At 60.9% G+C, this 23,909-nt stretch carries 19 protein-coding genes; 10 read left to right on the top strand and 9 right to left on the bottom strand.

Annotated features, from left to right (window positions below; genetic code table 11):
* Window positions 1-49: 49 nt before the first annotated feature.
* The 3 genes from LPA34_RS25985 to LPA34_RS25975 all read right to left on the bottom strand — a co-directional run bounded on the left by LPA34_RS25985 (window position 50) and on the right by LPA34_RS25975 (window position 5,767).
* The gene (locus tag LPA34_RS25985) at window positions 50-2,332 is read right to left on the bottom strand and encodes an FdhF/YdeP family oxidoreductase (RefSeq protein WP_228983821.1); all 2,283 of its coding nucleotides are present in this window, start codon (window positions 2,330-2,332) and stop codon (window positions 50-52) included.
* Window positions 2,333-2,576: 244 nt separating this feature from the next.
* A complete protein-coding gene (locus tag LPA34_RS25980; RefSeq protein ID WP_228983819.1) occupies window positions 2,577-5,369 on the bottom strand; it encodes an ATP-dependent Clp protease ATP-binding subunit in 2,793 nt (930 codons plus the stop codon).
* 200 nt (window positions 5,370-5,569) lie between these two features.
* Window positions 5,570-5,767 carry a hypothetical protein gene (locus LPA34_RS25975; protein ID WP_228983825.1) on the bottom strand — a complete coding sequence of 66 codons (198 nt, stop codon included), beginning with the start codon at window positions 5,765-5,767 and terminating at the stop codon, window positions 5,570-5,572.
* A gap of 313 nt (window positions 5,768-6,080) precedes the next feature.
* Between LPA34_RS25975 and LPA34_RS27020 the strand changes: the two genes are divergently transcribed.
* Window positions 6,081-6,413 (top strand): DUF6566 family protein, encoded by a 333-nt coding sequence (locus LPA34_RS27020; protein WP_324251782.1) that lies wholly within the window; start codon window positions 6,081-6,083, stop codon window positions 6,411-6,413.
* Between the two features lie 55 nt (window positions 6,414-6,468).
* On the opposite strand, the gene LPA34_RS25970 is transcribed toward LPA34_RS27020, so the two are convergent.
* Window positions 6,469-6,777 carry a host attachment protein gene (locus tag LPA34_RS25970; RefSeq protein ID WP_228983817.1) on the bottom strand — a complete coding sequence of 103 codons (309 nt, stop codon included), beginning with the start codon at window positions 6,775-6,777 and terminating at the stop codon, window positions 6,469-6,471.
* A gap of 354 nt (window positions 6,778-7,131) precedes the next feature.
* Entirely contained in the window at window positions 7,132-8,370 is a 1,239-nt protein-coding gene (locus LPA34_RS25965; RefSeq protein ID WP_228983816.1) for a LysR family transcriptional regulator, read from the bottom strand.
* 143 nt (window positions 8,371-8,513) lie between these two features.
* Here LPA34_RS25965 and LPA34_RS25960 point away from each other — a divergent pair, with 143 nt between their 5' ends.
* The 8 genes from LPA34_RS25960 (at window position 8,514) to LPA34_RS25925 (ending at window position 17,308) form a co-directional block, all read left to right on the top strand.
* Window positions 8,514-9,365, top strand: coding sequence for an amidohydrolase family protein (locus LPA34_RS25960; protein ID WP_228983814.1), 852 nt, complete (start codon window positions 8,514-8,516; stop codon window positions 9,363-9,365).
* A gap of 35 nt (window positions 9,366-9,400) precedes the next feature.
* Window positions 9,401-10,312, top strand: coding sequence for a substrate-binding domain-containing protein (locus LPA34_RS25955; RefSeq protein ID WP_228983813.1), 912 nt, complete (start codon window positions 9,401-9,403; stop codon window positions 10,310-10,312).
* Between the two features lie 68 nt (window positions 10,313-10,380).
* Complete coding sequence (dctA, locus tag LPA34_RS25950) at window positions 10,381-11,724, top strand: C4-dicarboxylate transporter DctA (protein ID WP_228983812.1); 1,344 nt, start codon at window positions 10,381-10,383, stop codon at window positions 11,722-11,724.
* A gap of 169 nt (window positions 11,725-11,893) precedes the next feature.
* Complete coding sequence (locus LPA34_RS25945) at window positions 11,894-12,934, top strand: porin (protein WP_228983811.1); 1,041 nt, start codon at window positions 11,894-11,896, stop codon at window positions 12,932-12,934.
* A gap of 62 nt (window positions 12,935-12,996) precedes the next feature.
* Window positions 12,997-14,022 carry an amidohydrolase family protein gene (locus tag LPA34_RS25940; RefSeq protein WP_228983810.1) on the top strand — a complete coding sequence of 342 codons (1,026 nt, stop codon included), beginning with the start codon at window positions 12,997-12,999 and terminating at the stop codon, window positions 14,020-14,022.
* 2 nt (window positions 14,023-14,024) lie between these two features.
* On the top strand, window positions 14,025-14,708 hold the full coding sequence (gene ligK, locus LPA34_RS25935) for a 4-carboxy-4-hydroxy-2-oxoadipate aldolase/oxaloacetate decarboxylase (protein ID WP_228983809.1): 684 nt from the start codon (window positions 14,025-14,027) through the stop codon (window positions 14,706-14,708).
* A 177-nt stretch (window positions 14,709-14,885) separates the two neighbouring features.
* On the top strand, window positions 14,886-16,826 hold the full coding sequence (locus LPA34_RS25930; RefSeq protein ID WP_228983808.1) for a thiamine pyrophosphate-binding protein: 1,941 nt from the start codon (window positions 14,886-14,888) through the stop codon (window positions 16,824-16,826).
* An 11-nt stretch (window positions 16,827-16,837) separates the two neighbouring features.
* Window positions 16,838-17,308, top strand: coding sequence for a c-type cytochrome (locus tag LPA34_RS25925; RefSeq protein ID WP_228983806.1), 471 nt, complete (start codon window positions 16,838-16,840; stop codon window positions 17,306-17,308).
* Window positions 17,309-17,367: 59 nt separating this feature from the next.
* Here LPA34_RS25925 and LPA34_RS25920 read toward each other — a convergent pair whose 3' ends face one another.
* The 4 genes from LPA34_RS25920 to LPA34_RS25905 all read right to left on the bottom strand — a co-directional run bounded on the left by LPA34_RS25920 (window position 17,368) and on the right by LPA34_RS25905 (window position 21,847).
* The gene (locus tag LPA34_RS25920) at window positions 17,368-18,486 is read right to left on the bottom strand and encodes an ABC transporter ATP-binding protein (RefSeq protein ID WP_228983804.1); all 1,119 of its coding nucleotides are present in this window, start codon (window positions 18,484-18,486) and stop codon (window positions 17,368-17,370) included.
* A gap of 139 nt (window positions 18,487-18,625) precedes the next feature.
* Window positions 18,626-19,483 carry a carbohydrate ABC transporter permease gene (locus LPA34_RS25915; RefSeq protein ID WP_228983801.1) on the bottom strand — a complete coding sequence of 286 codons (858 nt, stop codon included), beginning with the start codon at window positions 19,481-19,483 and terminating at the stop codon, window positions 18,626-18,628.
* Window positions 19,473-20,414, bottom strand: coding sequence for a carbohydrate ABC transporter permease (locus tag LPA34_RS25910; RefSeq protein ID WP_411179036.1), 942 nt, complete (start codon window positions 20,412-20,414; stop codon window positions 19,473-19,475). Before LPA34_RS25910 ends, LPA34_RS25915 begins: the two co-directional genes overlap by 11 nt.
* Before the next feature lie 185 nt (window positions 20,415-20,599).
* Complete coding sequence (locus LPA34_RS25905; RefSeq protein ID WP_228983799.1) at window positions 20,600-21,847, bottom strand: ABC transporter substrate-binding protein; 1,248 nt, start codon at window positions 21,845-21,847, stop codon at window positions 20,600-20,602.
* A gap of 515 nt (window positions 21,848-22,362) precedes the next feature.
* On the opposite strand from LPA34_RS25905, the gene zwf reads away from it, so the two are divergent.
* Window positions 22,363-23,826: a glucose-6-phosphate dehydrogenase gene (zwf, locus tag LPA34_RS25900; protein ID WP_228983797.1), complete on the top strand. Its 1,464-nt coding sequence runs from the start codon at window positions 22,363-22,365 to the stop codon at window positions 23,824-23,826.
* Window positions 23,827-23,909 lie beyond the last annotated feature (83 nt).

The raw sequence follows: 23,909 nt of genomic DNA, 5'->3' as shown, positions 1-23,909 counted from the left end.
CAACCGGACGTGCACGTCCGGTTGATCGACACGTCAGGCTCGATGCCACTCAGGCTTCTGCCGAGCGCACGACACGAACAGGAACAGACTTGTACGAAGGCGTCCCGCTCTCCTTGTCAATGAAGTCGAGTGGCACCAGCACGTTGGCTTCCGGATAATAGGCCGCCACTGAGCCCGGCGCGATGTCGTAGGCGATCGCGGTGATCTGCTTCAGGCGAAGCTGTCTGCCCGCCGAAATGGTTTCGATGTCGACCAGATCGCCATGTTCGAGTCCCCGGGCGGCAAGATCGTCCTCGTTCATGAACAGCACGTCACGCCGGCCGAACACGCCCCGGTAGCGATCGTCCATCGCATAGATGGTGGTGTTGTACTGGTCGTGGCTGCGGATCGTGATGAGACGCAGCACATTCTCAGCGCCCAGCACGTCCGCGTCTTCCTTTACGCCACCGTACACCGAGAACATCGCTTTGCCCGACGGTGTGGGCCACACGCGTTCGGTCGGGGGAAGTGGCATACGGAATCCTCCCGGCACCCTGATTCGTGCGTTGAATGCCTCGAATCCCTGCACGGTTTGCTCGATCAGGTCGCGAATCCTGTCGTAGTCGGCAACCAGGTCCGACCATGCCACCTTGCTGGCCGGCAACGTTGCTCTCGCGATACCGGCGATGATCGCCGGCTCGGATAGCAGGTGTTCGGACGCAGGCGTCAGCTTGCCCGAAGAGGCGTGGACCATCGACATGGAATCCTCGACCGTAATGGATTGCCGCCCGGTCGCCTGGATATCGAGTTCCGTGCGCCCAATAACCGGCAGCACGTAGGTTTCTTTTGCCACTAGCAGATGCGAACGATTGAGCTTGGTACCGAGGTGGACGCTCAGATCGAGCCTGCTCATCGCGGGAAAGGACTGCCCGGAATCGGGTAACGCAACCGCGAAGTTTCCACCCAGGCAAATCAGGGCCCTGGCTGTGCCGGCGATCATCGCCTGCATCGCCTGGACCGCATCGTGCCCGTGTGCCGCGGGCGGCGTGAAGCCGAACACATCTTCGATCTGCTTGAGGAAGGTGGCGGACGGTTTTTCCGTAATGCCAACCGTGCGGTTCCCCTGCACGTTCGAATGCCCGCGCAAAGGACAGATGCCTGCGCCAGGCTTGCCGATGTTGCCGCGCAATAACAGCAGATCCGCAATCAGACGGACATTGGCAGTCCCCTTGTTATGCTGGGTAACGCCCATGCCGTACGTGACGATCGTCGCGTTCGATTTTGCGTAGGCAACGGCAACCTCATCGAGATCTTCGCGGGTGAGTCCGCTTGCCTTTTCGATATCGTCCCATGACGTCGCTTCCAGATCGGCGGCGAACGCCTCGAACCCCTGGGTATGCGTGGCAATGAACGCGTGGTCGAGGACGGTATGACCCTGTTCCGCGTCCATCGTGAGGAGCGCTTTCATGACGCCTTTGAGGGCGGCTGCGTCTCCGCCGGCGTCGAGCTGAAAATAGGTCGACGCGATCCGGGTCGATCCGAACGTCGCCATTTCGATGACGCTCTGCGGATCGGCGAAGCGCTCGAGTGCGCGCTCGCGCAACGGATTGAACACGATGATCGGAACATTGCGCCGCGAGCATTCGTGGAGCGTCCCCATCATGCGCGGGTGATTCGTGCCGGGATTGTGACCGATCGAGAGGATGAGTTCGGTCTTGTCGAAATCATCCAGCGATACCGTGCCCTTGCCGATCCCGATCGACTGGGGCAGGCCAACGCTGGTCGGCTCGTGACACATGTTCGAGCAGTCGGGGAAATTGTTCGTCCCATACTCCCGTGCGAACAGTTGAAAGAGGTAGGCGGCCTCGTTCGACGCCCGGCCTGAGGTATAGAACTCGGCCTCGTCGGGAGAGGACAACCCGCGCAGCACTTCACCGATGCGAGCGAATGCATCCTCCCATTCGACCGCCCGGAACTTGTCCGTGGCGCGATCGTAGACGAGCGGATGCGTGAGCCGGCCGAGATCCTCCAGTTCGAAATCCGAGCGTTGCAGCAGCGACGACACTGTGTTGTTTTCGAAAAACGCCGGCGTTACCCGCTTCGTCGTCGCTTCCCAGGTGACCGCTTTGGCACCGTTTTCGCAGAACTGGAACGTCGACTTGTGCTCCTTGTCCGGCCATGCGCAACCCGGACAATCGAAGCCGTCGGGCTGATTGGTCCGCAGCAGCGCGATCGGCGCCTCGATGCTTTCCATTTGTGTGCGCACCGCCTGAGCTGTCGCCCGAAGCGCTCCCCACCCGCCAGCGGGTGCGTCATACGGCCGGATTCCCGGAACTTCGCGTCGCGTGGTCATATGAGACTCCATGAACTGCTCCAGGAAACCTGGAGGCTGCCTTGCCTGGGTTATGCCGCATCACGGCGTAAGGCCTGAATACCGTTTTAGTCTAATTGGGCCAATGCGCCGTGAAGGGTACAGATCGAACGGCGGCGGACATGCACAGTACAAGTACAGTAGTGACACTCCCTGTATCGCCCAGGCCGCGAGCCCGCACCTCGTCCGCAGTGACGCAGCGGCTTCTTCCAGCTTGTTACGCGTCTCATTCCTTCGGGGCGGCGATTTCAGTGGGTTCGGGGCTGCCGACTTCCTTCGACGGCTTTTTCTTCGCACGTCCGCTCCCCTTCCCGCCTGTCGCCCTGGGAGCAGGAGGTGCCTCGCTTTTGCTGAACGTCACTTCGCCGCTTTCCTTGTCATAGCTGACTTCAACGCTGTCGCCCGACTTCAGGGCGTCACTGAGAATCTCCTTCGCGAGCCGCGTTTCCAGTTCCTGGCGAATCTGGCGCTTCAGCTCGCGTGCACCGAACTCCGGTCGATAGCCGGCCTCGGCAAGATGATCGATAACCGGTTCGCCTATCTTGAGGGTAATATCCTGCGCGGCGGCGGTGCGCACCACCCGTTCGAGCTGGATCTGCACGATCGAGCGGATGTTGTCGCGGGAGAGCCCGTGGAAGACGATGATCTCGTCGATCCGGTTCAGGAATTCGGGACGGAAGTGGCCTTTGAGCACCCCCATCAATTCCTCGCGGATCGCTTTCTCGGTCAGCCGATCCGCCTCGGGTTTCTCGAGGTTGTCCATGATGATCGATGCGCCGAGATTGCTCGTCGCAATGATGATCGTGTTGCTGAAGTCCACGACACGACCCTTGCCGTCGGTCAGCCGCCCGTCGTCGAACACCTGCAGCAGCACGTTGTTGACGTCGGGGTGGGCCTTCTCGATCTCGTCGAGCAGGATCACGCTATATGGCCGCCGCCGGACGCGCTCGGTGAGTTGCCCGCCCTCGTCGTAACCGACGTAACCCGGAGGCGCGCCGATCAGCCGCGCGACCGCGTGACGCTCCATGTATTCGGACATGTCGATACGGATGACCGCCTGCTCATCGCCGAACACCGTTTCTGCCAGCGCCTTCGCGAGTTCGGTCTTACCGACGCCGGTGGGCCCAAGGAACAGGAACGTCGCGATCGGCCGGTTCGCCTGGCCGAGGCCCGCGCGTGACAGACGCACTGCGTCGCTCACGGCAATCACCGCGTCGTCCTGGCCGATCACGCGTTCGCGCAGCTTCTTCTCCATATCCAGCAGCTTCTGGCGCTCTTCCTGCGTGAGCTCCGTGACCGGAATGCCGGTAAGACGCGACACCACTTCGGCGATCGACTGCACGGTCACTTCGAGCGTTTCCGAGCCGGTCTTGCGCTGCCATGCCTCGACCTGCTCGTCGAGTTTCTCCTGCTTCTCGCCAATACGTTGCTCGAACGCTTTCGCCTCGTCGAAGCGCTTGCGCGAGGATGCGTAGTCCTGCTCGCGCCTGAGCTGGGCGATTTCGGCTTCGAGCTCCTGGATAGCCGCCGGACGCGAGGTCGCGCCGATGCGCACGCGTGCCGCCGCCTGGTCAATCAGGTCGATGGCCTTGTCGGGCAAAAAGCGCGATGTAATGTAGCGATCCGAGAGTTCGGCGGCGGCAACGAACGCCTCGTCGGCGAACGTCACCTGGTGGTGCGCCTCAAGCTTGTCGCGCAGGCCGCGCAGGATGACGATGGTCTGCTCGACCGTCGGCTCCGGCACCAGCACAGGCTGAAAGCGCCGCTCGAGCGCGGCATCTTTTTCGATGTACTTCTGATATTCGTTGAGGGTCGTCGCACCGATCAGGCTAAGCTCGCCACGCGCGAGCGCAGGCTTGAGCACGTTCGCGATATCGAGGCCGCCTTCTCCGCCGCCTTGTCCCGCGCCCACGATCGTGTGCAGCTCGTCGATGAAGAGGATCAGTTCGTCCTGCTTCGCCGTGACCTCGTCGATCAACTGCTTTGCCCGCTCCTCGAATTCGCCGCGATATTTCGCGCCTGCCACCATCGAGTTGATGTTGACTTCGACGAGCCGCTTGCCGCGCAGAACTTCAGGCACGTCGCCATTGATGATGCGCTGTGCCAGCCCTTCGACGATCGCGGTCTTGCCGACACCCGGCTCGCCGATCAGCACGGGATTGTTCTTCTTGCGCCGCGCGAGCACCTCGATCGTGCTCTCGATCTCCTGCGCGCGACCGAGCACCGGGTCGAGCTTGCCCTGACGCGCCATGACCGTCAGGTCGCGCCCAAACTTGTCGAGCGTGGGCGTGCCGCTCGGCGTATCGACGCGACCGTCCTCCGCGCCTTTACCCACGACTTTCACGACCTTCTGCCGCAACGCCTCCGGCGTCACGCCATACTTCTTGAGCAGTGTGCCCGCGATACTGTCCGGCACGGCCGAAAGCCCGATGAGCAGATGCTCCGGGCCAACGTATGAATGCCCCAGATCGCGAGACGCCTGGAACGCGTATTGAAACGCCTTTTTCAGGCGCGGCGAGATGGTCATCTTCTCGATCGGCGCGTCGGGATCGGCGGTTCCCGTTCGCGCATGCTGGTCGATATATCCCTTGATGTCTTGCGGCGAGAGCTTGAGTTCCTTCAGGAGCGCGGCACACACGTCGGTGTCGGCGAGTACGTAAAGCAGATGCTCGGTGTCGAGTTCGTTGCGGCGAAGCTCGTGCGCCTTCTCCGCGGCACGCTGCAGCAATTCAAGTGTCTGTTCGCTGAACGCGTCGGTTGCATCGACCGATTCACGCGGCAATTCGGCGGCGAAACCTGCTGCTTCGTCTTCATCCGCGGCTTCGCCCCCCATGCCGCCGAAGAAGCGCGACAGGCCGCCTCCCAGCAGGGAATCGAACGGATTGACCATGCTTTGGTGCCGCATCAACTGCCGATAGTCGTAGTCGCAGATCGATAAAGACTTCCGCTCGCCGTTCTGCACAACGGTCACACGGGCGACAGCCGGACGGGCGTTACAGATTTCGCAAAGGGCGGGCATCGTGGAGTCACCTTTATCAGTTAAAGCATCTGGCCTTCTTTCAAAGGTTACAGAATGCATTCGCGTGATTTGCGAATACTCCAGACCCGCCGCCCGTGACTGCTTATGCAGGAGCGGACCGGTGACGAAGCACACGCATCATCTTCCTCGCTACGCGTAGCACCAGAGCATGATGGGCATAGCGAACCCTGCATCAAGTGTCACGCACCCAACTCCTGGAATGCGTGGCCATTGGCCTCGAGCCCCTTCAGAAGTTCTGGCGTCAGATCGCTTTGCCGCACCTGCCCCTCGAATTGCCAGTCGCTTTTGTCAACGAGATCGGGCAGACCAGCCCCCTTGCGCACATAGAGCCCGAGTGTCGGTTTTTTCAGGTTAATGTAGAAATCGAATTCCTGCATTTCCAGCCCCTCATGCACATTGGGTGACATAACACCTCCCGCCTGGCGCTTCCCATGTGCATCCGCTCAGACGACGAATGTCGCTCTATCGAAGACGTCAAATCCTGCCTGAAAGTCTACGAACAAGTCATGGTTATGTGAACGGCGATTTCTCCGATGTTAGCTATCGGCAAAATACACCCGGCCGTTCGTCGTTTCGTCTGAATATCCTGCTGTCGGGGTGACGGAATTGCTGCATCATGGCTTCGCGGGAAACACACGCACACCGGATGCGGACCGCGTGTCGATCGTGAAGGCGCGAAAGGAGAAAACGATGCCAGCATGCACTGTTTCTTGCGGCGAGTTTGAGATCGTTGTGCGACCTGAGCCTAACGAGTTCGGCGCCTGGATCGCAAGTGTGACTGTGAGCCGCGGCGCGGGTACGGTCGTCCATACTCTTCCGATGACCGTTCAGCCGGAGTGGCTGACTGAAGAGGAGGCAACTAGAGACGGGATTGAATGGGGGCGTCGGTTCATCGATCGTGAGTTCCACACGCCGCGGTCCCACTCGTGGGTTGCCGGGCGATCTCGTGCAGAACGCTGGTTCCGTGATGCCGAGGAATCGCGCAGATCCGGATCCAGTACCCAGGTCTCGCGGCGGCAATAAAATATCGTCTCCGAGCCGGGTTGTTGAGTATGGCACTGGAGGTGAAGGCAACCGGTCAGTGTCGCCGCATGTGTGCCTCGAGTTCTTGAACATTGAGCGTCGACAGGTCCTCGCCAATTTGTTCGAATATCAATCGACGTGCCTCCTCGCTCAGATCCGCTTTGACCATGCCCAAAAATTCTGGCTCGACGGCGAGTCTCGGTCGATCATAGAGTTGATGGAGTCGGCCTTGTTCCAGATAGTCGGAAACGCGCTTCGCAAATTTCTCGCGGTCTTTCTCCGTTAGCATCGTGCCGGTACAGGCATCGTTGACGAGGTACGAACGACTTCCATTGAAGATAGCAGTTCGGGCCAAATGCGCCATGGCCGATTTGCCGATTTATAGTATCGGCCTGAAGTTCGTCACGAAGCCGCTTTGGCATTTCATTATCATTGCCGCATTGCTCGCCTCGACCGCCATGTTGTCGCGCAAGACACGGGCGAACGCCCCCGTACTGTCCAGGAGCGACTCTGCCGCCCAGCCGCGGGGTTATAGCGCAGATGCGGCTCATATTGGACCTGCGACGCCACCCGCCAGATATCCCGTTCTGCCATGCCGGCTCCGTCGCGCCCCTGAGGCCGACGTTCGCTACGCCAGCGTCGCAGCGGGTGGGCTTTTCCCATCCAGTCGCCTCCCCTACTTCATCACCAGAAGGGGGAGCGCCGAATGGTCAACGCGTCACCAGACGCGAGTCTCACATTCTTCACGCAGATGCCCGACGAATGCCTGTTGTATTGCCGTGCCTAACCAGTCGGTACGCACAGTAAATCCAACGGCTCTGCGTGCTTCGGGCATCTCCAGTTCCAGCGCGACCATCTCGCTACCCGGGTAAGCCTCGCGAATCTGCGAGCGCGATAACAGCGTAATGCAGTCGCTTTCGATCAGCATCGCCATCATCATCGCAAGCGAACTCGTTTCGACCACCAGCGGCGGCTTGACCGGCAAGCGGGCGAAGATCGAATCGATCACCGAGCGACGCGGCACATTGCGCTGTGGCACGACCCAGTCGTAATCGGCAAGGTCATGGGCCGCGATGGTTTTCTGTCTGGCCAGTCGATGTCCCTTGCGGACGGCCACCACATAAGGGTCGGCGAACAGCTCCATCTCCTGCACGGCCCCCGTGAGGCGGGGCTCGCGCAGCCCACCGATGATGATATCGATCGCACCGGAACGTAATTCGCGCAGGAGACGCGCATGGGAGCCTTCGTCGACGGTGATGCGCGCGGCGGGATAACGCTCGCGCAGGCGCTGAATGGCACGCGCGACGAGGCGTGGCGGCAGCAACGGCAAGACGCCGATCGCCACTTTTCCGATGAGTTGCCCGCGGGCGTACGCCAGATCTTCACTTGCCTGCGCGATCTCGTGAAGCGCCAGACTCAGGCAACGCGCGAATTCGATGCCTGCGGGGTTTGCCGACACACTATGCACACGCCGCCGGTAAAGCGACACACCGACATTTTGCTCGATCTGTCGCGCCGCCCGATGCACTGCGGGCTGCGAAATGCCCAGTAACTGGGCGGCCTCGGCCGCCGATCCCGTATTCGCTATCGCGATGTGGCAGCGCACCTGCGTGTCGGTCAGATGCAGACAGATTTTGCTTGCGTTCGCCTCTCCGGGGGTGGAATGCCCGACCACATTCGCTACGGCCCGCTCCATCTGGTCAAGCATGCGACGAACACGACGTTGCAGGATCACGCCCTCCGCCGTCAGTTCGCTTCCGCCGAAGCCACGCTCGAACAGCTGACCGCCGAAGCTCGCTTCCAGCTTGCTGATGGCGAGGCTCACCGCAGGCTGCGTACGCCCCGCGCGGACCGCTGCCTGGCCGATTCCGCCAGCCTCGCACACCGCGTCGAACAGGAACAGACGCCTTAATCGCGTCAGGTCATCACCCGATGACGTATGCCCGCCTACACCCATCGATCCTCCAGAACCGCCATGTGAAAACCCTTAGCTTAACTAGAATTTATGCCTCATGGTTCACTTCATATTGAGGACTTCGACTACATCGCACTTACAGTAACGCCCATTCCATCGAAAAGTTTCCAGTCAGGAGCAGCTTCATGTCCATCGTCATCGACACGCACACTCACGCAATTTCCCCGGATAAACAACGCTATCCGCTCGCACCGGTCGGCGGCCATCAGTCGGAATGGTCGGCGAAGCGCCCTGTCAGCTTTGAAGGACTGCTGGCGTCGATGGACGAAGCCGGCATCGACCGCGCAGTGGTCGTGCAAGCCTCGACGGTGTACGGCAACGATAATAGTTATGTGGTCGAAGCGGTGCGCAGCCATTCTGATCGCTTCGCGGGCGTATTCTCGATCGACGTGCTGGCAGGCGACGCCATCACGCAGATGCAGCGCTGGCTGGACGCGGGCCTCTCCGGGCTGCGCCTTTTCACGACCGGCAGCACGATGCCTGGCCAGGCTGGCTGGCTCGACGACGAGCGCTCTTTCCCGGTGTGGGAATACGCGCAGCGCCACAACGTGTCGATCTGCCTGCAGATGACCTCGCAAGGCATTCCCGCGCTCCTGAACATGCTCGCGCGCTTTCCTGACATCCGGGTGCTGCTCGATCACCTCGCACGTCCCGAACTCGCTGGCGGCCCGCCGTACGAAGCAGCCGCACCGCTCTTCAGCCTCGCGTCGCATCAGGGCGTGTATCTGAAGCTCACGAACCGCACAATTGCCGAAGCCGCTCGCGGTGCCTCGACGCCCACCGCGTTCTTTCCGCGCGTACTCGACGCCTTCGGCGCACATCGCATTGCGTGGGGTTCGAATTTCCCGGCTGCTGAAGGCGCACTGCCGCAACTGCTCGCCGATGCCCGCGAAAGCCTGTCGATGCTGCCCGTCGATGCACGCGAAGCGATCTTCGGCGGTACTGCGCGCACGGTTTATCCAGCGCTCGCCGCTTGATACACCCACCTCGAACGAAACAGGAAAACCCGATTGTGAGCATCTCCACGCAACCGCTGCGCCTGAAGACCGCGCTGAAAACCTATCCGCACACACAGGCGCTGAAAACCGGTGAGCTGACCGCCCCCGCCGTCGAACTCGTATTCGAAGACATCGAGCCGATTCATCGCGCGTTCGCGCCGATGGCACGCCGTCAGGCGTACGACGTCAGCGAAATGGCAATCGTCACGTATCTGCAGGCGAAAGCCTACGGCAAACCGGTCGTGCTGTTGCCGACGGTCGTGGCCGCGCGCTTTCAGCAAGGCTGCATTATTTATAATGCCGCGCGCGGCAAACTCGACGTCGGCAGTCTCGCGGGCAGGAAAGTCGGCGTGCGCGCCTACTCGCAGACCACCGGCATGTGGGTGCGCGCCATTCTGGGGCAAACCTGCGGCGTGCCGCTCGAACAGATCGAATGGGTGACGATCGAAGGTGCGCATCTGGAAGAGTATGCCGATCCGTCTTTCGTGCATCGTGCCGAACCCGGCAAGCAACTGTTGCCGATGCTCCGCGCGGGCGATCTCGACGCCGTCATCCTCGGCAACGATTTGCCGGACGAGGTGGGACTCGAACCGCTGATCGACGATGCGGCCGCCGCCGACCGTGAATGGTACGCGCTTCATCGTTACGTGCCGATCAATCACGTCGTGGTGGTGACGAAAGCGCTGGCCGGCTCGAACCCACAAGCCGTGCGTGCGGTGTACGACCTGCTGTGCCGTGGCAAGGCAACGGTCGCCGCGGAGAACACCGGCAAACCGGACGGGCTGCTGTCCGGTTATGACGCACTGCGCGGGCCGCTTGAAGAAACCCTTGCGTTCTGCGAGCAGCAGCAACTGCTGCCGCGCAAGCTGACTGTCGACGAAATCTTCGCCGACAGCCTCGACATTCTCGGCGACGCTGCACGTTAATACCGCGTTCGTCCGTTTCACGATACTTAAGCGAACCCGAGTTCGCCGCCGCTTGACAAGGAGACATCATGAGCATGCCCGGCAAGTCCGCCGACATGAAACCCAGGGCACGTCAGCCGTTCTATCGCGACCTGTCCTTCCAGGTGCTGGCCGGCATGGCATTGGGCATCGTCACGGGCTATTTCTTCCCGAAGTTCGGCATCAATCTGCAGCCCGTCGGCGACGCCTTCATCCGCATCATCCAGATGCTGATTGGACCGATCATCTTCTGCACCGTATGCAGTGGTATCGCGGGCATCAGCGACTTCAGGAAGGTGGGGCGCGTGGCGATCAAGGCGCTCTTCTATTTTGAAGTGGTGACCTCGCTTGCGCTGGTGCTGGGCCTCGTGGTCATCAATCTGCTCAAGCCCGGTGTCGGTATGAACGTGGACATGCACAGCGTGCACTCCGCCACCGTCGAGGCATACGCTGCGAAAGCACATCACGTCGTCACCACGAGCGAATTCCTGCTGAATGTGATTCCGCACACGGCGGTCAGCGCGTTCGCCGGTGGCGACGTGCTGCAGGTGCTGTTCTTCTCGGTGCTGTTCGCATTCGGCCTCGCTGCCATCGGCGAGCGTGCACGGCCGGCGTTGAACCTGATCGACGCAATGTCGGGCTCGCTCTTCTGGATCATCGGTCTCGCGATGAAGATCGCGCCGCTCGCCGCGTTCGGCGCGATCGCCTTCACGGTCAGCAAGTTCGGCTTCGGCACGCTGCTCTCACTCGGCAAACTCGTGCTCGAGTTCTATCTGACCTGCGCGCTCTTCATCCTGCTGATTCTCTGGCCGATAGCGAAAATCAACGGCTTCAGCCTGCTGCGTCTGATGCGCTACATCGGCGCGGAGTTGCTGCTCGTGATCGGCACGAGTTCGTCGGAAACGGTTTTCCCGCAACTGATCGACAAGCTCGAACGGCTCGGCTGCGAAAAATCGGTGGTGGGTCTGGTTCTGCCGACAGCGTACACGTTCAATCACGACGGCACCTGCCTGTATTTCGCCGCAGCCGCTGTGTTTCTCGCCCAGGCCACCAACACGCCGATGAACTGGCACGACCAGCTGGTGCTGCTCGCCGTATTGCTGCTCACGTCGAAGGGCGCGGCAGGGGTGTCCGGTGCGGCGATTGCCGTGCTGGCAGCGACACTTACCGCATCAAACACGATTCCGGTCGAATCGATCGCCCTGATTCTCGGCATTCATAAGGCACTGTCCAGCGGATTCGTATTCGTCAACATTATTGGCAATAGCGTCGCCACCATCGTGGTAGCGAACTGGGAAAAGGCACTTGACCGCGTCGCGCTACGCCGCGAACTGCAAACCGGCTTCAAACCGGTCGACCCGCCGTCCGCACTCCTCAACCAGGCGAGCAACTAGCAACATATGCAACCAGGACCGGCGGCACGGATGAACGTACGCCGCCGGCCTGGCAGAAAGCCGGCAGCCAGATCCGGAAGCAGTAGTTTTATTAGTTATACGAATCGTACGACGAGGCTCTGCCATCGCCAGTCGTTTCACACATACGACATTAGATCGGAGACACACTATGAAAATAAGGATTTGGAGAACCATTGGGGTTGGACTGTCGGCCGCGGCAGGCACGCTGGGCGCAATGCCCGCGCACGCGCAATCGAGCGTCCAGCTATACGGCACGGTGGACGGCGGCGTCCGTTATCAGACGAATGCGGCAAAAGGCGGCGGCACGGTGGTGACGATGAATTCGAACGGCTACTACAGTTCGAACAAACTCGATTTCCGCGCAAAGGAAGACCTGGGCGATGGCTGGAACGCGCACTTCCTGCTGGAAAGCGGTTTCAACCTCGGTAACGGCCAGTTCGACAACACCACCGGAACGGAATTCAACCGGCAGGCCTTCGTCGGCGTCGGCAACACGAAATACGGTTCGCTGGATCTCGGTCGCCAGTACACGATCGCGCACGACATCATCAGCATTTACGATCCGTTCGGTTTCCACTTCACCCCGATCATTCCGTTGACGACCGCCTCGGACGGCACGCGCAACAACAATGACGCCAAATACAAAAACGTCGTCGGCCCGCTGCTTTTCGAAGCGGACAACTCGTTCGGCGGCGTCGCGGGAGATTTCAACAGCGGATCCACGCGCGCGGTCGGCGTGAGCTACGGTGAAGGTCCGGTCAGCCTCGGTGGCGTATATGGCCATCGCAACATCCTGACCGGCACGAACTATATCAGCGACAGTTATTACATGGTCGGCGCCGGCTACAGAATCGGCCCGGTACGTCTGTCAGGCGGCTTCATGTCCGAGGATCTGCAGAATCCGGCGGCGCCGCATCAGGTAACCAATAACGGCTTTGGCGGCCTCTCGTGGACCATCACCCCGGTCATGGTCTTCCGGGGTGCCTACTACCAGACCACCGTATCGAACGACAAGGCGAGCCGCCGGGGCCTGTCCGTGCTCTCGCTCGCCTATCTGCTGTCCAAACGCACCACGCTTTACAGCGAATTCGACTACACGTCCTACAAACACGCGGTGGCCAGCACGCTCAACCCGGCCGGCACGTCCAGCCAGACAGCGTTCACCATCGGTATCGATCATCTGTTCTAGCGCGTCACATCCACACGTTGGCGCGTGACCGATGCACGCGCCAGACTTTCCAGGAGTCACCGATGATCATCGACATCCACGGGCACTACACCACCGCACCCAGGACGCTTGAGACCTGGCGCAACCGCCAGATCGCCGCGATCGGCCAGCCGTCGGCCATGCCCGGGCCGTCCGAACTGAAGATCAGTGACGACGAACTGCGCGAATCGATCGAGACCAACCAGCTGCGTCTGATGCACGAACGCGGGCTCGATCTCACCGTGTTCAGTCCACGTGCGAGCTTCATGGCGCATCACATCGGCGACTTCGAGGTGTCGAGCACCTGGGCGGCGATCTGCAACGAGTTGTGCTATCGCGTGAGCCAGCTGTTTCCGCGGAATTTCATTCCCGCGGCGATGCTGCCGCAGAGTCCGGGGGTCGACACGGCAACATGCATTCCCGAACTGGTGAAATGCGTCGAACAGTACGGCAATGTCGGGATCAATCTGAATCCCGATCCGTCCGGCGGCCACTGGACAAGCCCGCCGCTATCCGATCGCTACTGGTACCCGATCTACGAAAAAATGGTCGAGTACGACGTACCCGCGATGATTCACGTGAGCACGAGTTGCAACGCGTGTTTCCACACGACCGGCGCGCACTATCTGAACGCCGACACGACTGCTTTCATGCAGTGCCTCACGTCGGATCTTTTCCATGATTTCCCCACGTTGCGTTTCGTCATTCCGCACGGCGGCGGCGCGGTGCCCTATCACTGGGGACGTTTTCGCGGCCTCGCGCAGGAAATGAAAAAGCCGCCACTGGAGGACCACCTGCTGAACAACGTGTTCTTCGATACATGCGTGTATCACCAGCCCGGCATCGATCTGCTTACCGAAGTCATTCCGGTCGACAACATCCTGTTCGCGAGCGAGATGATCGGTGCGGTGCGCGGTATCGATCCATACACGCAGCACTATTTCGACGACACGAAACGCTACATCGAAGCCGCCGACATGCACCCGGAGCAGCGTTTCAGGATTTACGAAGGTAACGCGCGCCGCGTCTATCCGCGGCTGCACGCCGCTCTCACTGCGCAAGGACGTTGATCATGTACGAACTCGGAGTCGTTTACCGCAGCATCACGCGCGCGGACAGTCGCGTCGCGGACGCACTCGGCGCGCTCGGCAGCGCTACCGTGCATGAAGCAATGGGCCGCACCGGTCTGCTCAAGCCATATATGCGGCCGATCTATCCCGGTGCGAACGCATCGGGCACGGCCGTCACCGTGCTATTGCATCCCGGCGACAACTGGATGCTGCACGTGGCCGCCGAACAGATCCAACCCGGTGACCTGGTGGTCGCCGCGGTCACCGCCGATTGCACCGACGGCTATTTTGGCGACCTGCTCGCCACCAGCTTCAAGGCGCGCGGCGCGCGCGGACTGGTCATCGATGCGGGCGTACGCGACGTAAGCGTGCTCGCCGAAATGAACTTTCCGGTGTGGAGCAAGGCGATCTCGTCGAAGGGCACCATCAAGGCGACGTTAGGTTCGGTGAACGTGCCGGTGGTATGCGCGGGTGCTCTCGTCACGCCTGGCGATGTCATCGTCGCCGATCAGGATGGCGTGGTCGTCGTGCCCCAGGCGATGGCGGAGAAAACGCTCGAGAACGCGAACGCACGCGAGGCGAATGAAGCGCAAAAACGCGCGAGGCTCGCCTCGGGCGTACTGGGGCTCGACATGTATCAAATGCGTGAACCGCTGGAGAAACTGGGGCTGCGTTATATCGACTGACCGGCGTCGATGGCGGGTAATGGGTTGGCACAGCGTGTGTGGTACCACACCGCGGTGTCGCCAGTCTTTTCAGACTATCGCTTTCCCATGTCATGACACTTGTCGAGGCGCTGCCGATGCAGATGCCGCGCACTGCGTGCATGAGCCGGCTTCGTGAACAGAAAAGGAAACAACGGCATGACTGGTCGACGTACGTTTTTAAAAGAGGCGCTTGTCACTGGCACGGCGGCTGTGCTCGTGAAGCCGAACGCCAGCGCGGCACAACCTGCTGCGACGGACAGCAAGCAGACGATCGGTATGCCATCTCCAGCGCTCGTCGCGGCCGAGACGCAGGCGCCTTCGCTGGATGAAACCCCCGCCGCCGACGCGGCACACATCGGCAACCCCGGCTCGGACTTCATGGTCGACCTGCTCCGGATCGCTGGCATCGACTATGTCGCCGCGATGCCAGGGTCGACCTTCCGCGGCATTCACGAATCGATTGTCAATTACGCTGGCGATAAGCGCCCGCAACTGATCGTTTGTACGCACGAGGAAGCATCGGCTGCCATTGCGCATGGCTACGCCAAGGTCGCGGGCAAGCCGATGGCATGTCTCGTTCATAGCACGGTCGGTTTGCAGCACGCCTCGATGGCGATATACAACGCGTGGTGCGACCGGGTGCCGATGATGGTGCTGGCAGGCAACATTGCCGATGCCGCGAAACGTCGTCCTGGCGTGGAGTGGTATCACACGGCTCAGGATCTTGGCGCGCTCGTGCGCGACTACACGAAGTGGGATGACTACCCCATGTCGCTCCAGCATTACGCCGAGTCGTTCATGCGGGCCTACACGATGTCGGTGACGCCACCCATGGAGCCCGTGCTGATTGTCGCGGATGCAGAGCTTCAGGAGCAGCCGGTTGCCGATCCGCGCGATATCCGTGTGCCGCCGTTACGCGAGGTCTCGCCGCCCGTGGGAAGCCCCGAGGCGCTTGCCACGGCAGCCTCGCTAATATGCAGTGCGCAGGCGCCGGTCATCGTGGCCGATCGGGCCGTCCGGACGCAGGCGGCGATGGACACACTCGTCAAGCTCGCGGAGTCGCTCAATGCACCCGTCATCGATCTGCTTGGGCGCATGAACTTCCCGACCAGTCACTACCTTAATCATTCTTCGCTGCAGGGGAGACTGCTCGGAGAAGCCGACGTCATCCTCGCGCTGGAAGTCGGCGATGTGTGGGGATTGACGACAAGCGTGCCCGACACCATTAGCCGACCATCAAAGCCGCGAGCGAAAAGGGATGTCAAGATCATCAGCATTTCGACGGCTTATCTGTACGGCAAGGCAAACATGCAGGACGCGGAACGTTATTTCGCCCCCACGCTGCCAGTCGCAGCCGATGCGGAGGCGTCGCTTCCCGGACTGCTGGATGCCGTGCTGACGACGATGACGCCGGCGCAACGCAAAGCCGTTGGCGCGAGGGCACAGCCAATGCGTGAAGCATTCGAAAAGATGCGCAACAACGCGCGCGAAGCCGCGACGCGGGCATGGGACGGCAGTCCTGTCAGCACCGCGCGTCTGTCTCAGGAAGTCTGGAATGCTATCCGGCATGAGGACTGGGCGCTGGTTTCTCCGCCGAATCCGATCAGCATGTGGCCGCAGCGGCTGTGGGATTTCACCAAAACGTATCAGTTCATCGGGTCAGGGGGCGGCTATGGCGTCGGCTACGGCGCGCCAGCCGCAGTCGGCGCCGCCCTGGCGCATCGCGACGCTGGACGCATCGCAGTCAGCATTCAGACAGATGGCGATCTGATGGTTCTGCCGGGCGTGCTTTGGACGGCTGTCCATCATGGCGTGCCATTACTCACGGTGATGCATAACAACCGGGCATGGCATCAGGAAACGATGCACATCCAGCGGATGGCCAGTCGTAGGGACCGGCACCCTGAAAGGGGCACCATTGGTACCGTGCTTCATGATCCGCCGATCGATTACGCAGCGATGGCGAAAAGCATGGGCATGTGGGCGGAGGGTCCGATATCGAATCCAGCTGACCTTGGTCCAGCGCTCGCGCGTGCGATGGAGCAGGTAAAAGCCGGCAAGCCTGCACTGGTGGATGTGCTGACCCAACCACGATAACGAACCCGTCAATGAAAGCTCATTCCGGTTTAACCGTCTGCATGGCAACGATTGCCGCGGCGGCTGTCGCCTGTGCATGGCCGATCGTGTCGCATGCCGATTCGAGTGTCGATATCGAAGCAGGCCGCGCCCTCTTCATGCAGAAAGGCTGCTACGAATGCCACGGCATATTCGGGCAGGGCAGTGTCGCGACGGGACCCGCACTGGCGCCCGACCCCATCCCGCTCCCGGCGATGCAAATTTATGTGCGCAATCCTGGAGGCCAGATGCCGATCTTTAGCGAGAAGATCCTGTCGAACGACGAGATTTCGCTGATTCATGCGTATCTGGCTTCACTACCGCCGAGTCAGCCGGCCGACAGCATTGCGCTGCTGAACAACGGCACACCGTCGGCCGGAGCATCCGGCAGCAGTTCATCCGTCTCCCGGGCTTCAAATCCGACTGCGCATGCCAAAGAAGCAAAAAACCCCAACGCGCCCTGAAACGCATTGGGGTTGCACACACTTCTCGCGAAAAACGTCGAACAGCGACCGCTAGCAGATCAGGCGATCCGTTCTTCGTTCGAAGGATCGAACAGAACAGCCTTCGAAACATCGAACAGCAAAGTCGTATTAGTCAGCGGCTGCGGGTTCGAAGCCGGATGCACACGGCTGACGATCCGCTTGCCGTTGACCTGCGCGAACACCAGGGTATCCGGACCGGTAGGCTCGATCACATCGACCTTCACTTCGACCGGCTGCAGCTTGCCGCCTTCGACGTTATGCGCACTGCGGGCGTCGGTAATACGCTCAGGACGCAGGCCCAGAATCACTTCACGTCCAATGTGCGATTTGACCTTGCCCGAATCGAACGGCAGATTCAGCACGCCGCGCGAAACACCCGTATCCAGCTCGACGCCAACACCCGAACCCACTTCAACCAGCTTGCCCTGAATGAAGTTCATCGGCGGCGCGCCAATGAAGCCGGCAACGAACAGGTTCGAAGGCGAATCGTAAATGTCCTGCGGTGCGCCAAACTGCTGCACCACGCCGTCCTTCATCACCGCGATCCGGTCACCCAGCGTCATTGCCTCGATCTGGTCGTGCGTCACATACACGATCGTCGTACCCAGACGTTGATGCAGCAGCTTGATTTCCGAGCGCATCTCGATACGCAGCTTCGCGTCGAGATTCGACAGCGGTTCGTCGAACAGGAACATCACCGGATCGCGTGCCAGCGCACGGCCCATCGCCACACGTTGACGCTGGCCGCCAGACAGTTGACCCGGCTTGCGGTCCAGCAGATGCGTGATCTGCAGCGTGTTGGCGACACGCTCGACGATCTGCTTCTGCTCGGCCTTCGGCACCTTGCGGATGTTCAGGCCGAACGAAATGTTCTCGCGCACCGTCATCGACGGATACAGCGCGTACGACTGGAACACCATCGCGATGTCGCGATCTTTCGGCGACAGGTTGTTCACCGTCTTGCCGTCGATCTGGATCTCGCCCTTCGTCACGGTCTCGAGGCCGGCGATCATGTTGAGCAGCGTCGATTTCCCGCAGCCCGAGCCGCCTACCAGAATCAGGAACTGGCCGTCTTCGATGTCGATGTCGACACCCTTCAGAACCGGCACCCCGTTCGGGTAGGTCTTGTACACGTCACGGATGGAAAGGCTTGCCATGCTGTGAATCCTCTAGTCTCTGTACTGCGTCCTGTGCATCCCGCCGGCCGGTCACTATTTTCTGCGCCGGCAGGACGCCTTGTTCGGGCCACCCGCGCCGCGAAAACACGCGCCGGCAGCATGCATTGAGTCGGCTTGATCAGCCCTTGACCGCACCTGCCGTCAGACCGCGCACAAAATAGCGGCCGGCGACGATGTAGATCAGCAACGTGGGCAGCGCGGCGATAATCGCGCCGGCCATGTCGACGTTGTATTCCTTCACGCCCGTCGACGTATTCACGAGGTTGTTCAGCGCCACCGTGATCGGCATCGAATCGACACCGGAGAACACGATACCGAACAGGAAGTCATTCCAGATCTGCGTGAATTGCCAGATCAGGCAGACCATGAAGATCGGCAGCGAAACCGGCATCAGGATCTTCGTGAAGATCGTGAAGAATCCCGCACCGTCAATGCGCGCCGCCTTCACGAGTTCAGCCGGAATGCTGACGTAGAAGTTGCGGAAGAACATCGTCGTGAACGCGATACCGTAGATCACGTGAACGACCACGAGACCGGTGGTCGTATTCGACAGGCCGAGCATGCCCTCGAAACGCGCCATCGGCAGCAGGATCGCCTGAAACGGAATGAAACAGCCGACCAGCAGCATCGTGAAGATCGGATCCGCGCCGCGGAAGCGCCAGTGCGTCAGCACATAACCGTTGAACGCGCCGATGATCGACGAGATCAGCACGGCCGGAATCACCATGCGCACGGAGTTCATGAAGAACGGTTGCATGCCGTCGCATCGCACGCCGGTACACGCGCCGCTCCATGCCTTGATCCACGGAGCGATCGTCCAGTGCGTGGGCGGCGTGAGCAGGTTGCCGCTGCGCAGCTGGTCGATGTCCTTGAACGACGTCGACAGCATCACGTACAGCGGAAACAGGAAGTACAGGGCAAACAGAATCAGGGCCGCGTAAATGACGGCACGGCTGATCGTCATCTTAGGCTGCATTGCGCGTGCTCCTCGATTCCAGATACATCAGCGGCACGAGCACGGCTACAACGGCCGCAAGCATCATGATCGACGATGCGGCGCCAACACCCAGTTGCCCGCGATTGAACGAAAACGTGTACATGAAAATAGCCGGCAACGATGAAGACGTACCCGGACCACCCGCCGTCAACGCGACCACGAGGTCGAACGTCTTGATCGTGATGTGGCAGAGAATCAGCAGCACGGAGAAAAACACCGGGCGCATGCTCGGTATCACGATCTTGCGGTAGATGGTGGGCAGGCCCGCGCCGTCCATCTGCGCGGCCTTGAAGATTTCGCTATCCACACCGCGCAAACCGGCGAGGAACAGCGCCATCACGAAACCGGTGGATTGCCACACGGCTGCCACCACGATGCAGAAAATCGCCTTGTCGGGGTCGCCCAGCCAGCCAAACGAGAAGCTCGTCCAGCCCCAGTCGTGGAACACCTTTTCGAGGCCGATGCTCGGCGTCATGATCCATTGCCACGCGGTGCCGGTCACGATGAACGACAGCGCCATCGGGTACAGGAACACGGCGCGCAGCGCGCCTTCGTTGCGGATCTGCTGATCGAGCAGGATGGCGAGGAAGAGACCGAGGCCAATACAGACACCGATAAACGGAATGCCGAACCAGCCGAGGTTGGCCGCCGACGTCCAGAACACATCGTTCTCGAACAGTTCACGATAGCGGTCGAGACCGACGAAATCGTAGTTTGGCATCAGTCGCGAATTGGACAGCGACAGATAACCGGTAATCAGGATGAAACCGTAGACGAACACAAGGCTGATCAGGACGCTGGGTGCAAGCACCAGCTTCGGGATATAGCGATCGGCCAGCGCCGCCATCGGCGACGTGCGGCGGGTGACGGAAGCCGTCTTCTTCCCGTTTCCGCTGATAGAAGCAGTCACTACTCGACTCCTGCTGAAACGATGCCGCCGGTTACGTCACGCATGAAACGCGCGATACCGGACAGGCAAAGGTGTGACTCTCGGTGAAGCATTCAGGGCACTCGAACAACGTGCTGCGATGCTGCTGAAAGAACCTGCTGAAGCACCCGGCGCCTGCGTGGACAGGCGCCGGGCACGTCACTGCATTACTTCGTCTTCGCTGCCTTCGCGAGTGCTGCAACTGCCGTCTTCGAATCTTCCTGCGAGTTCATGAACTTCGTCACGACGTCCGAGATCGCGCCTGCTGCTGCGTCCGGTTGAGCCATGCCGTGTGCCAGCGAAGGCACATAGCCGCCCGACTTGATCGCAACCTGTTCATCCGCGTACGACTTCTTCGCGCAGTCGTCGAACTTGTCCATCGACACGCCCAGGCGAACCGGGATGGAACCCTTGTACAGGCTGAACTGCTCCTGGAAAGCCGGCGACATGATTGTCTTCGCGAGTGCCAGCTGACCCGGCGTGGCCGACTTCTGGCCCTTTTGCTGGAAGAACACGAACGAGTCGACGTTGAACGTGTACGACTTTTCCGTACCCGGCACAGCGGCGCAGACGTAATCGACACCCGACTTCTTGCCGGCGTTGGCGAATTCGCCCTTCGCCCAGTCGCCCATGAACTGCATGCCGGCCTTGCCGTTGATGACCATCGCCGTTGCCAGGTTCCAGTCACGGCCCGTGCGGCCCGCGTCGAAGTAACCCTGGATCTTGCGAACCGTGTCGAACACGTTAAGCATCTTGTCCGAGGTCAGCGTCTTCTGGTCGAGATCGACGAGTGCCTTCTTGTAGAAGTCCGAGCCTTGCGACAGCACGACGTCTTCCCACAGCGTCAGGTCCTGCCACGGCTGGCCACCCATGGCGATCGGCTGGATGCCGGCGGCCTTCATCTTGTCGGCGAGCGCGAAGAACTCCGGCCACGTGGTCGGCGCCTTGCCGCCTGCCTTGTCCAGTGCCGCCTTGTTGATGTACAGCCAGTTCACGCGGTGCACCGAGAACGGTGCGGCAACGTAGTGGCCGTCAGCGTGCATGATCTTGTCGATTTCCGGCGGCAGGTTCTTTTTCCAGTCGCCAGCCGACGCGTCGATCGGCACCAGCACGCCCTGAGCTGCCCATTCCTGGATCAGCGGGCCCTTGATCTGGGCTGCGCTCGGCGCGTTACCCGAAATCACCTGCGTCTTGAGTGCCGTCATGGCAGCCGCACCCGCGCCGCCAGCAACCGCGAAGTCCTTCCACGTGTAACCTTCCTTCGTCATGTCGTCCTTCAGGACGCCGACGGCTTTCGATTCGCCGCCCGAGGTCCACCAGTGCAGGACTTCGATCGACTCGGCTGCCTGAACTGCCGACACGCCACACATCAGACCTGCGGCGCACAGAGCGCCCATGATCGCGCGAAATTTCATTGCTTATCTCCTCCAGACACCTGAACAAAAAACGAATGCCCCTGCAAAAACAGGGTGCGGTGGTTTGGTCAAACAGGCAAAACCTGGCAGTCGAACGTCGGGCAGCCGATGTGTAGATACATCGCCGGCGCGCCGGTATCCGGCCGCTGGACGCTCACAAGATGAGTGGTTCGGAATGCAACTGAGTGTCTCCTCTTTTGATTTTTGCCTGCCCGCTGTGGCGCGCTGCAGACTCGAGGGCGGACCGCGCAAGATTTCGGACATCCGCTGCCGCAAGCCGCCCGGTCAACCCGGCCGGCCCATGCAGAAACGCAATGTCCGTTAGCATGCAAGGACGCTTCGCTCATTCGGGAAAACGCGCATCTCTCTCGACAGCGCACGCTTTTTTTATCGAATTAGCGTTACCTCTTGATTTGGATTGTAGTTAAACTACAATTCAGTGTCAAAAAAAATTTTATCGGACTACGGCCGCCCTTTTTTCTCACCGGCGGCCCCCAGGACATCGACGGAGACTCATGCAAACCGATTCAAGTTTCACCTTCGTTCTCTTCGGCGGAACCGGCGATCTGTCGATGCGCAAAATCCTGCCGGCACTGTATGAAGCGCACCGTGCGGGCGGCATGCTGGCTGAAAGCGGCAGGATCGTGGCGGTCGCGCGTCACGCGGAAGACCGTGACGGTTACCTGCAGTGGGTCAACGAAAACGTTAAATCGCACGTCTCGAAGAACGGCCTCGATGAAGCCGCATGGGCGAGCTTCCTCAAGCGCATCGATTACGTAAAGCTCGATCTCGGCAAGCCCGAGGACTTCGCGCTGCTGCGCGATGCCGTGAGCGGGTTGCCCGGCATCCGCGTGTTCTATCTCGCGACGGGCCCGTCGCTCTTCGTGCCGATCTGCCGCGCGCTCGCTTCGGTCGGCCTGAACGAAAACGCCCGCATCGTGCTCGAGAAGCCGCTTGGCTACGACCTGAAGTCGTCGAACGCGATCAACGATGCCGTCGGCGAAATCTTCGCGGAAGAACAGATCTACCGCATCGACCATTACCTCGGCAAAGAACCGGTGCAGAACCTGCTGGCGCTGCGTTTCGGTAACGCGCTCTTCGAGCCGCTGTGGCGCCGCGAATGGGTCGAGAGCATCCAGATCACGATCGCCGAAGAGCTGGGCGTCGAGGCGCGCGGCGACTTCTACGACAACACCGGCGCGTTGCGCGACATGGTGCAGAACCATTTGCTGCAACTGCTTTCCATCGTTGCGATGGAGCCGCCGCATTCGATGGATTCCGACTCGGTCCGCGACGAGAAGCTGCGCGTGCTGCGCGCGCTCAAACCGGTCGACGAACGCGATATCGGCAAGGTTGCCGTGCGCGGCCAGTATCATGCGGGCGGGATTCGCGGAACGCCGGTGCCGGGATACGCGACCGAACCCGGTGTGAAAAAGGACAGCACGACGGAAACGTTCGTCGCGCTCAAGGTGGAAATCGAGAACTGGCGCTGGGCCGGCGTGCCGTTTTTCCTGCGCACCGGCAAGCGGCTGGCGGACCGCGTCGCGGAAATCGTCGTGAATTTCAGGCCGGTGCCGCATTCGGCGCTGGGTTCGCCCGCGTTGCGTCCGGGCGCGAACCGTCTCGTGATCCGCCTGCAGCCGAACGAAACGATCCGTCTGTATTGCCTCGCGAAGCAGCCGGGCGAAGGCATGAACCTCGCCAGCGTCCATCTGGATCTCGCGTTCGACCAGTTCTTCCGCGAAGGCCAGATGGAGGCGTATCAACGTCTGCTGCTCGATGTGATCAACGGTCGCCTCGCACTTTTCGTGCGCCGCGATGAACAGGAAGCCGCATGGCGCTGGGTCGAGCCTATCCTGAACGAGTGGAGCAGCGCGAACAGGCCGCCCAAGCCGTACGCGGCTGGCACATGGGGACCGGCCGCGTCGAGCGCGATGCTCGCGCAGCACGGCACGTGCTGGCTGGAAGAAGAGAACTGACGTCGCATTACCGGTCAGGGGGGCCGCCGGGCGCGGGGCCCGGGCCCTGTGAACCCCCCCCAGGAAGGTTAGAGCCCGGCCGC

The sequence above is a fragment of the Paraburkholderia gardini genome, assembly GCF_907164575.1.
Classification (GTDB): Bacteria; Pseudomonadota; Gammaproteobacteria; order Burkholderiales; family Burkholderiaceae; genus Paraburkholderia; species Paraburkholderia gardini.
This window is presented reverse-complemented; position numbering and strand designations above follow the sequence as displayed.

Excerpts from the sequence above, each read along its gene's own strand:
- LPA34_RS25975 (WP_228983825.1), bottom strand. The coding sequence starts at position 5,767 with ATGCAGGAATTCGATTTCTACATTAACCTGAAAAAACCGACACTCGGG.
- LPA34_RS25920 (WP_228983804.1), bottom strand. The coding sequence starts at position 18,486 with ATGGCAAGCCTTTCCATCCGTGACGTGTACAAGACCTACCCGAACGGG.
- LPA34_RS25940 (WP_228983810.1), top strand. The coding sequence starts at position 12,997 with ATGATCATCGACATCCACGGGCACTACACCACCGCACCCAGGACGCTT.
- ligK (WP_228983809.1), top strand. The coding sequence starts at position 14,025 with ATGTACGAACTCGGAGTCGTTTACCGCAGCATCACGCGCGCGGACAGT.
- zwf (WP_228983797.1), top strand. The coding sequence starts at position 22,363 with ATGCAAACCGATTCAAGTTTCACCTTCGTTCTCTTCGGCGGAACCGGC.
- LPA34_RS25965 (WP_228983816.1), bottom strand. The coding sequence starts at position 8,370 with ATGGGTGTAGGCGGGCATACGTCATCGGGTGATGACCTGACGCGATTA.
- LPA34_RS25985 (WP_228983821.1), bottom strand. The coding sequence starts at position 2,332 with ATGACCACGCGACGCGAAGTTCCGGGAATCCGGCCGTATGACGCACCC.
- LPA34_RS25960 (WP_228983814.1), top strand. The coding sequence starts at position 8,514 with ATGTCCATCGTCATCGACACGCACACTCACGCAATTTCCCCGGATAAA.
- LPA34_RS25970 (WP_228983817.1), bottom strand. The coding sequence starts at position 6,777 with ATGGCGCATTTGGCCCGAACTGCTATCTTCAATGGAAGTCGTTCGTAC.
- LPA34_RS27020 (WP_324251782.1), top strand. The coding sequence starts at position 6,081 with ATGCCAGCATGCACTGTTTCTTGCGGCGAGTTTGAGATCGTTGTGCGA.
- LPA34_RS25925 (WP_228983806.1), top strand. The coding sequence starts at position 16,838 with ATGAAAGCTCATTCCGGTTTAACCGTCTGCATGGCAACGATTGCCGCG.
- LPA34_RS25980 (WP_228983819.1), bottom strand. The coding sequence starts at position 5,369 with ATGCCCGCCCTTTGCGAAATCTGTAACGCCCGTCCGGCTGTCGCCCGT.
- LPA34_RS25945 (WP_228983811.1), top strand. The coding sequence starts at position 11,894 with ATGAAAATAAGGATTTGGAGAACCATTGGGGTTGGACTGTCGGCCGCG.
- LPA34_RS25930 (WP_228983808.1), top strand. The coding sequence starts at position 14,886 with ATGACTGGTCGACGTACGTTTTTAAAAGAGGCGCTTGTCACTGGCACG.
- LPA34_RS25915 (WP_228983801.1), bottom strand. The coding sequence starts at position 19,483 with ATGCAGCCTAAGATGACGATCAGCCGTGCCGTCATTTACGCGGCCCTG.
- LPA34_RS25905 (WP_228983799.1), bottom strand. The coding sequence starts at position 21,847 with ATGAAATTTCGCGCGATCATGGGCGCTCTGTGCGCCGCAGGTCTGATG.
- dctA (WP_228983812.1), top strand. The coding sequence starts at position 10,381 with ATGAGCATGCCCGGCAAGTCCGCCGACATGAAACCCAGGGCACGTCAG.